Annotated in this window: 8 protein-coding genes; 6 read left to right on the top strand and 2 right to left on the bottom strand. The window is 74.3% G+C overall.

Annotated elements, in window-relative coordinates; translation table 11 throughout:
* Positions 1–121: 121 nt before the first annotated feature.
* Positions 122–838 (bottom strand): SDR family NAD(P)-dependent oxidoreductase, encoded by a 717-nt coding sequence (locus tag SNE206_RS29185; protein WP_407916508.1) that lies wholly within the window; start codon positions 836–838, stop codon positions 122–124.
* A gap of 112 nt (positions 839–950) precedes the next feature.
* On the bottom strand, positions 951–1856 hold the full coding sequence (locus SNE206_RS29180; protein WP_407916507.1) for an MBL fold metallo-hydrolase: 906 nt from the start codon (positions 1854–1856) through the stop codon (positions 951–953).
* Positions 1857–1993: 137 nt separating this feature from the next.
* Between SNE206_RS29180 and SNE206_RS29175 the strand changes: the two genes are divergently transcribed.
* The 6 genes from SNE206_RS29175 (at position 1994) to SNE206_RS29150 (ending at position 7399) form a co-directional block, all read left to right on the top strand.
* Positions 1994–2830, top strand: coding sequence for a BTAD domain-containing putative transcriptional regulator (locus SNE206_RS29175; protein ID WP_407916506.1), 837 nt, complete (start codon positions 1994–1996; stop codon positions 2828–2830).
* Between the two features lie 10 nt (positions 2831–2840).
* Entirely contained in the window at positions 2841–4019 is a 1179-nt protein-coding gene (locus SNE206_RS29170; RefSeq protein ID WP_407916505.1) for a phosphotransferase family protein, read from the top strand.
* Complete coding sequence (locus SNE206_RS29165; RefSeq protein WP_407916504.1) at positions 4006–4524, top strand: flavin reductase family protein; 519 nt, start codon at positions 4006–4008, stop codon at positions 4522–4524. The genes SNE206_RS29170 and SNE206_RS29165 overlap by 14 nt, the downstream gene beginning before the upstream one ends.
* A 93-nt stretch (positions 4525–4617) precedes the next feature.
* Positions 4618–5682, top strand: coding sequence for an LLM class flavin-dependent oxidoreductase (locus SNE206_RS29160; RefSeq protein ID WP_407916503.1), 1065 nt, complete (start codon positions 4618–4620; stop codon positions 5680–5682).
* A gap of 14 nt (positions 5683–5696) precedes the next feature.
* On the top strand, positions 5697–6653 hold the full coding sequence (locus SNE206_RS29155) for an amino acid ABC transporter permease (protein WP_407916502.1): 957 nt from the start codon (positions 5697–5699) through the stop codon (positions 6651–6653).
* Complete coding sequence (locus tag SNE206_RS29150) at positions 6650–7399, top strand: amino acid ABC transporter ATP-binding protein (RefSeq protein ID WP_407916501.1); 750 nt, start codon at positions 6650–6652, stop codon at positions 7397–7399. Before SNE206_RS29155 ends, SNE206_RS29150 begins: the two co-directional genes overlap by 4 nt.
* The last annotated feature ends 4 nt before the right edge of the window (positions 7400–7403 follow it).

Below are 7403 nucleotides of genomic sequence, written 5' to 3'. Positions count from 1 at the left end.
GGCCCCCCCGGGCGTCCCCCGCCCGGCCCGGGGGGGCCGGGGGGGGGCCGCGGGGGGGGGGGGGGGGGGCACCGCGGAGCGCACGGCACGCTCCGCGGCCCCGCCCCGGGCCGGTGCACCCTCAGCGCACCCCGCCGTCCACGTGCAGCACCTGCCCGTTGACGTAGGAACTCTCCGGCGAGGCCAGGAACAGCACCGCTCCGGCCACCTCCTCGCCCGTGCCGGGCCGCCCGGAGGCGAGCGAGGGGGCGAGCTTCGGCCACAGCACCTCGTGGCCGATGAGCGCCCGGCCCATGCCGGAGTCGATGTAGCCGGGGGCCACGCAGTTCACGGTCACCCCTTCCGCGGCCAGCTCCAGCGCGGCGACGGCGGTGAACGCCTCGACGGCCGCCTTCGACGCGCAGTACGCCGCCGCCCCCGCCATCGCACGCGAACCCAGCAGGGAGGACATGGTGATGACACGGCCGCCCGGCGCCCGCCGCACGTACGGCAGGGCCGCCCGCACGGTGTGGAACACGCCGTGCAGGTTCGTGTCGACGACCTCGGCCCAGTGCTCGACGGACAGTGCGGAGATCGGGCCCGGACGGCTCACGCCGGCGTTCGCGACCACGATGTGCGGGCCCCCGTACCGCTCGTGGACGGTGCTCATCAGTGCCGCCACCGAGTCCGGCGCCGTCACGTCCGCCTTCAGCGCGACCAGGCCGTCACCCGGATCGTCCGGGACCTCCCGGGCGGCCACGACGACGGTGGCGCCCGCCCCGGCGAGCGCCAGCGCGACGTCCCGGCCGAGTCCCCGGGTGCCCCCGGTGACCACGGCGGTCCTTCCGTGCAGTCTCATCTCTCCTCCACAGCATCGGCATCGGGACTCCGCCGAGACTGCGGCCCACGGCTCGCGGCCCGCCGGAGCAGCACTGGAGACCGCACGGCCGCACCCCGCGCCGGGGCGGCCGTCAGGCCAGGCAGCGCAGCGGGCGGCCACCGTTGAAGACGACCATCTCCCGCATCGCGGCCGCCGATTCGATCCGGGCACCGGGTGCGCCGCCCGTCGCCTCGTGGAAGGCGCGGTGGAGGTTGCCGACCAGGCGTTCGCGGTCGAGGAGCGACGCGAACAGCCCCCCGTCGGCACGGACGGCCGTCCGGAGCGGGCTCAGCCCGTCCGAGAGGCCCCGCCGGGCGAGCTCCGCGACCCAGCGCAGGTACGCCTCGGTGAACGTGAGGAGCCCGGGGCCGCCGACGGGGCCGTGACCGGGGACGACGACCAGCGGATCCAGCGCGCGCAGCCGGGCGAGCGCCGCGAGGGATCCGGCGAGCGAGCCCATCAGCACGAACGGCGCCGCCCCGGAGAACACCAGGTCGCCGGCGAACAGCACGCGCTGCTCCGGCAGCCACACCGCCAGGTCGTCCGCGGTGTGCGCGACACCGGGGTGGATCAGCTCCGCGGTGATGCCGCCGAGGTGCAGCGTCGCCCCCTCGCGGACGGTCAGCGCCGGCAGCACGGTCGGGGTGTCGCCCCACTCGACGCCGGGCCACATCGACTGCAGCGCGGTGCCCTTGCGCACCAGCTCGGCCGGCCCGGCCTCGTGGCTGACGAGCAGCGTGTCGGGGCCGGAGAACACGTGGTTGCCGAACGTGTGGTCGCCGTGGTGGTGGGTGCTCACCACGATCCGGCGCGGACCGCGCGCCCGGGCGTCCACGGCCCGGCGCAGCGCCAGCGCGCGCCGCTCGGTGGCCGCCGTGTCCACGACGAGGACGGCCTCCTCCCCGACGGCGATCCCCGCGTTGTTCACGCACCAGCCGCCCGGCTCCTGCACGTACGCGTGCACGCCGTCGGCGACCGTCACCACTGTTCCTGCCATGACCTCTCCAGCCCTCCGGTGCGGTGTCCGCCCTGCCCGCCCATTGGGCCGACACCCGGTGGAGCGCGGCTGGAGGAGCAGAGGGGACCACCCCCGGCACGGAACGACGCAGAGGCACGGCGAGGAGAGGAACCACGATGGAGTTCGGCGTGTTCGGCGGGCTGTCCGTCGAGGACAGCGACGGCCCCCACCTGCCCACGGCGCCCAAGCAGCGCCAACTGCTGGGGCTGCTGCTGCTCCACGCCAACCAGGTCATGCCCGTCCGTACGCACGTGACCGAGATCTGGGGCGGGCACCCGCCGCCCAGCGCGGCCACCACCCTGCAGACGTACGTCATGCAGCTGCGCCGGCTGCTCGCCTCGATGCCGTCCGTCGGCTCCCGCGCGGCCGCCCACGACCGGCTCAGGACGACCGGGCAGGGCTACCTCGTCGTCGTGCGGCCCGACGAGCTCGACCTGCTGCGGTTCGAGCGGCTCGTCGAACAGGCCGACCGGGCCGCGGGCGACGACCACGCGGTCGCCCGACTGCTGCGCGCCGCGCTGGCCCTGTGGGACCGGCCCGTCCTCGCCGACGTGCGCACCGGACCGGTGCTCCAGGCCGCCATCACCCACTGGGAGCAGCGCCGGCTCCAGGTCCACGAGACGTACCTCGACGCGCAGCTCCGGCTCGGACGGCACCGCGAGGTCCTCGCCGAGCTGGCGGTCCTCACCCGCCGCCACCCCGTCCACGAACCCCTGCACGCCCGCTACATGATCGCGCTCCACCGGACCGGCCGGATCGGCGACGCCCTCGGCGTCGCGTCCCGGCTCGGCGACCGGCTCGCCCGTGACCTGGGCGTCGCGCCCGGGCCCGCGATCGGCCGGCTGACGGCCGCGATCCGCCACGGCGGCGCCGTCACCACCCCCTCCGCCCCACCCCGTCCGTCCGCCCTTCCGTCCGCCCTTCCGTCCGCACCCGGCCCGCGCCGGGCGTGAGGAGGCCCCCGTGCCCGTCCCCCTGCAACGCGACCCCGACCTGACCCGTGCCGTCCTCACCCGGTGGCTCGCCGCCCGCTCCGACGGGACCGGCGCCGTCGAACTCGGACCCGTCACCGTGCCCGAGGGTGCCGGGTTCTCCGGCGAGATCCTGCTGGTCGACGCCGAGCTGACCGAGGCGGGCGACCGCACGAGGCAGGCGCTCGCCGTCCGTGTCGCCCCGACCGGACACCGGGTCTTCCCCGAGGACACCTGGGCCGCCCAGGTACGCCTGCTGAAACTGCTCGGCGACACCGGGCTGCCCGTACCGAAGGTGCTCGGGGACGAACCGTCCGCCGACCACCTGGGCGCCCCGTTCCTCGTCATGGAGCGCATCGACGGGCGCGTCCCCGCCGACCTGCCGTCCTACCACCGACAGGGCTGGCTCGCCGACCTGCCGCCCGCGGACCGCGCGGACGTGTGGAACGGCGGCGTGGACGCACTTGCCGCCGTGCACCGCCTCGACCCGAAGGAGACCGGCGCCGACTTCCTCGACCGGCCCGCCTTCGGCCCCACCGGCTCGGCGCAACTGTTCGGGCACTTCACCCACCACCTCGGGTTCTACGGGGTGGCCGACGACAACGCCCCGGCGGCGGCCGCACTCGACTGGCTGCGCGCCCACCTGCCCGGCGACCGGGCCCCGGCCTCCCTGCTGTGGGGCGACGCCCGGCTCGGCAACATCGTCTACGCGGGTACGCGGCCCGCCGCGCTGCTCGACTGGGAGACGGCCGCGCTGGGGCCCGCCGAGGCCGACCTCGCCTGGTACCTCCACCTGGACCGGCACCTGAGCGAGGGCATCGGCGCGCCCCGGCTCACCGGGCTGCCCGACAGGGCCGCGACCGTGGCCCGCTGGGAGGAGCGCACCGGGCGGACCGCCGAGAACCTGCCGTACCACGAGGTGTTCGCCGCCTACCGGTTCTGCGTCGTCACCGCGCGGGTGGCCCGGCTGCTCGACGGGAGCGGGATCCTCCCGCCCGGAACGGACTTCCCCCTGCACCGCAACGCGACGGCGCTGCTCGCGACGGTGCTCGCGGAGGTGTCGGGCACGGCGCGCCTCCAGCCGGCTTCCAGGAACCGTGGACCCGCTCTCCAGCGCCCGGGGACAGCCTTGGCGTCCGAGGGAGGAACAAACGACCATGGCGATCGATGACGAACTCTTCCGCGCGGTGTTCGGCGCGCACCCGGCCGGGGTCTGCCTGGTCACCGCAGCCGGCCCCGAAGGCCGGCCGAGCGGCCTGACGACCAGTGCGGTCATCCCCGCATCCATGGAGCCGCCGCTGCTCATCGTGGGCGTGGGCACCGGATCGCGGACCCTGCCGGCCATCCGGCACTCGGGCGGCTTCGCGGTGAACTTCCTGGCCGAGCACACCGAATGGCTCTCGCAGCGGTTCGCCGACAAGAGCGAGGACAAGTTCACCGACCTCGACTGGCAGGCCTCCGAGCACGCCGGCGGCGCTCCGCTGCTGCCCGCGCACCACCTCAGCGCGGTCGCCGAGTGCGTCGTGCACCAGGAGGTGGCGGCGGGGGACCACATCGTGTTCCTCGGCCGGATCGAGAGCGCGACCGTCCACGGCCGCGCACCGATGCTCTACCACAACCGCGCGTACGTCCACCTGCCCGTGCCCGCCCTGTCCGGGACCGCGACGGCCGACTGACCGACGCAGCCCGGCGAACCGCCGCGACGTCCCGGGCCTGCCGGACCGACGCGCGCGGCGCATCCCGGCCGGCCATCACACCGAGGGACAACCATGAAGTTCGGCATCAACCTCTTCCCCACCGTGGGACCTGCGGAGAAGTCCGCCGGACAGCACTTCGAGGAGTCGCTGCGGCTCGCCGAGCTCGCGGACGAACTCGGCTTCCACCACGTGAAGACCGTCGAGCACTACTTCCACGAGTACGGCGGCTACAGCCCCGACCCGGTGACCTTCCTCGCCGCCGCCGCGGCCCGCACCAGCCGCGTCCGCCTCGTCACCGGCGCCGTGCTGCCCGCGTTCACCCACCCGCTGAAGCTCGCCGGCAAGCTCGCCATGCTCGACAACATCTCCCGCGGCCGCCTCGACGTCGGGTTCGGACGGGCTTTCCTGCCCGACGAGTTCACCGCGTTCGAGGTCTCCATGGACGAGAGCCGGGCCCGCTTCGACGAGGGCGTGGAGGCCGTCCGCCGGCTCTGGGCGGAGGAGGACGTCGTGTGGAAGGGCACCTTCCACACCTTCGGCCCGCTCACCATGCTCCCGCGGACCTGGCAGCGCCCCCACCCGCGGATCCTCGTCGCCACCGCGAAGACGCCCGCGTCCGCGGAGGCCGCCGGCCGCGCCGGGTACGGCGTGATGCTCGTCCCGTCCATCAACCCGCGCGAGCAGGTCCAGCAGACGCTGGGCCTCTACCGCGACGCGGCCGCCTCGGCCGGCTTCGAGCCCACCGAGGAGGACGTCCACATGAGTTACAGCGCCTACCTCGCCGAGGACGGGGCGACGGCCCGTACGAACGGCAAGCAGGCGTCCGAGCGCGCCAACCGGGCCCTCGCCTCGGCGGTGTCCGCCTGGAGCCGGACGCGCAGCGCCGACTACCCCGGCTACGAGCGGATCGTCGAGAAGGCCGGCCGCGGCGACTTCGACCGGGCCGTCGCGGAGCGCAAGGCCCTCGTCGGCACCCCCGAGGAGGTCCGGGCGGCGATCGAGGACATCCGCGGATGGTTCGGCGACTTCACCATCAGCCTCCAGGTGATCTCGGGCTCCATGCCGTTCGACGAGGCGGCCCGCACCATGCACCTCTTCGCCGAACACGTCCTGCCGCACTACGCGTCGAACGACTGAGAACGGACCCACCGATGGTTTCCCTGCACACCGACCGCGGCCGCACCGGCCAGGGCCGCGGCACCACCCCCGCCGACGACCGGACACCGTCGTCCCGTGCCCCCGCCGGGGCGGGCGGGCCCGCCGGGGACGCGGTGGGCGGGGCCGACGCGGCGTTCGCGAGACCCCGCCCGCGCCCGCTGCGCCGGGTGGCCGCCGCGGCGGGCGTCGTCCTGCTCGCGATGGCCCTCCACGCCCTCCTCACCAACGAGGCGTTCCGCTGGGAGGTCGTCGCCCGGTACTTCGGCGCCGACGCGATCCTCTCCGGACTCCTCACCACCCTGTGGCTGACCGGCGTGGCCTTCGTCGGCGGTTTCGCGCTCGGCACCGCACTCGCCGTCATGCGGCTGTCCGGAAACCCCGTGCTGGTGACGCTGAGCTGGGGCTACACCTGGCTGTTCCGGTCCGTGCCGATGCTCGTCCAACTGCTCTTCTGGTACAACATCTCGCTGCTGTACCCGAAGCTGTCCCTCGGCATCCCCTTCGGGCCGGCGTTCACCGACTTCTCCACCGAGCAGATGATCGGCGGCCTCACCGCCGCCGTCATCGGGCTCGTGCTGCACGAGGCCGGACAGCTCGCCGAGATCGTCCGGGCCGGGATCCTGTCCGTGAGCCACGACCAGACCGAGGCCGCCGAGGCACTGGGCCTCCGCGGCGGACGGATCTTCCGCCGAATCGTCCTCCCGCAGGCCATGCCCGCGATCCTGCCGCCCGCCGGCAGCCAGATCATCGGGCTGCTCAAGGGCACGTCCATCGTCAGCGTCATCGCCGTCCAGGACCTGCTGTACGCGACGCAGCTGATCTACAACCGCAACTACCTGGTCATCCCGCTGCTGCTGGTGGCCACGCTCTGGTACCTGCTGCTGACCACGCTGCTCAGCGTCGTCCAGCACTTCGTCGAACGCCGCTACGCCCCGGGGGTACGAGCATGATCGAGGCCACCGGTGTCCGCAAGGCGTTCGGCACGCTGACCGTGCTCGACGACGTCTCGCTGACCGTTCCCGAGTCGACCGTCACCTGCGTCATCGGCCCGTCCGGATCCGGCAAGAGCACCCTGCTGCGGTGCGTCAACCGGCTCGAACGCATCGACGCCGGACGCATCGTCGTCGACGGCGAACTCGTCGGCCACGAATGGCGCCGCGGCCGGCTGTACGAGCGGTCGCGCCGCGCCGTCGCCCGCCAGCGCACCCGCACCGGCATGGTGTTCCAGAACTTCCGGCTGTTCCCGCACATGACGGTGCTCGACAACGTCACCGAGGCTCCGCGCGCCCTCCTCGGGCTGAAGCGGGCCGCCGCCGAGGAACGGGCCCGCGACCTGCTCGCCCGGGTCGGCCTCGCCGACAAGGCGGCCTCCCGCCCGCACCAGCTCTCCGGCGGCGAGCAGCAGCGCGCCGCGATCGCCCGGGCCCTCGCCACGGAGCCGCGGGCGATGCTGTTCGACGAGCCGACCAGCGCCCTCGACCCCGAACTCACCGGGGACGTGCTGGAGGTGATCCGCGAACTCGCCGACGGCGGGATGACGATGGTCGTCGTCACGCACGAGATGCGGTTCGCCCGGGACATCGCCGACCAGGTCGTCTTCATGGACAACGGCCGGGTCGTCGAGACGGGACCGCCCCAGCAGGTCTTCGACGCCCCGCACAACGACCGCACGGCCCGCTTCCTGACCCGCCACTGACCCG

The organism is Kitasatospora sp. NE20-6 (assembly GCF_045862635.1).
This window is presented reverse-complemented; position numbering and strand designations above follow the sequence as displayed.

Excerpts from the sequence above, each read along its gene's own strand:
- SNE206_RS29185 (WP_407916508.1), bottom strand. The coding sequence starts at position 838 with ATGAGACTGCACGGAAGGACCGCCGTGGTCACCGGGGGCACCCGGGGA.
- SNE206_RS29180 (WP_407916507.1), bottom strand. The coding sequence starts at position 1,856 with ATGGCAGGAACAGTGGTGACGGTCGCCGACGGCGTGCACGCGTACGTG.
- SNE206_RS29175 (WP_407916506.1), top strand. The coding sequence starts at position 1,994 with ATGGAGTTCGGCGTGTTCGGCGGGCTGTCCGTCGAGGACAGCGACGGC.
- SNE206_RS29165 (WP_407916504.1), top strand. The coding sequence starts at position 4,006 with ATGGCGATCGATGACGAACTCTTCCGCGCGGTGTTCGGCGCGCACCCG.
- SNE206_RS29160 (WP_407916503.1), top strand. The coding sequence starts at position 4,618 with ATGAAGTTCGGCATCAACCTCTTCCCCACCGTGGGACCTGCGGAGAAG.
- SNE206_RS29155 (WP_407916502.1), top strand. The coding sequence starts at position 5,697 with ATGGTTTCCCTGCACACCGACCGCGGCCGCACCGGCCAGGGCCGCGGC.
- SNE206_RS29150 (WP_407916501.1), top strand. The coding sequence starts at position 6,650 with ATGATCGAGGCCACCGGTGTCCGCAAGGCGTTCGGCACGCTGACCGTG.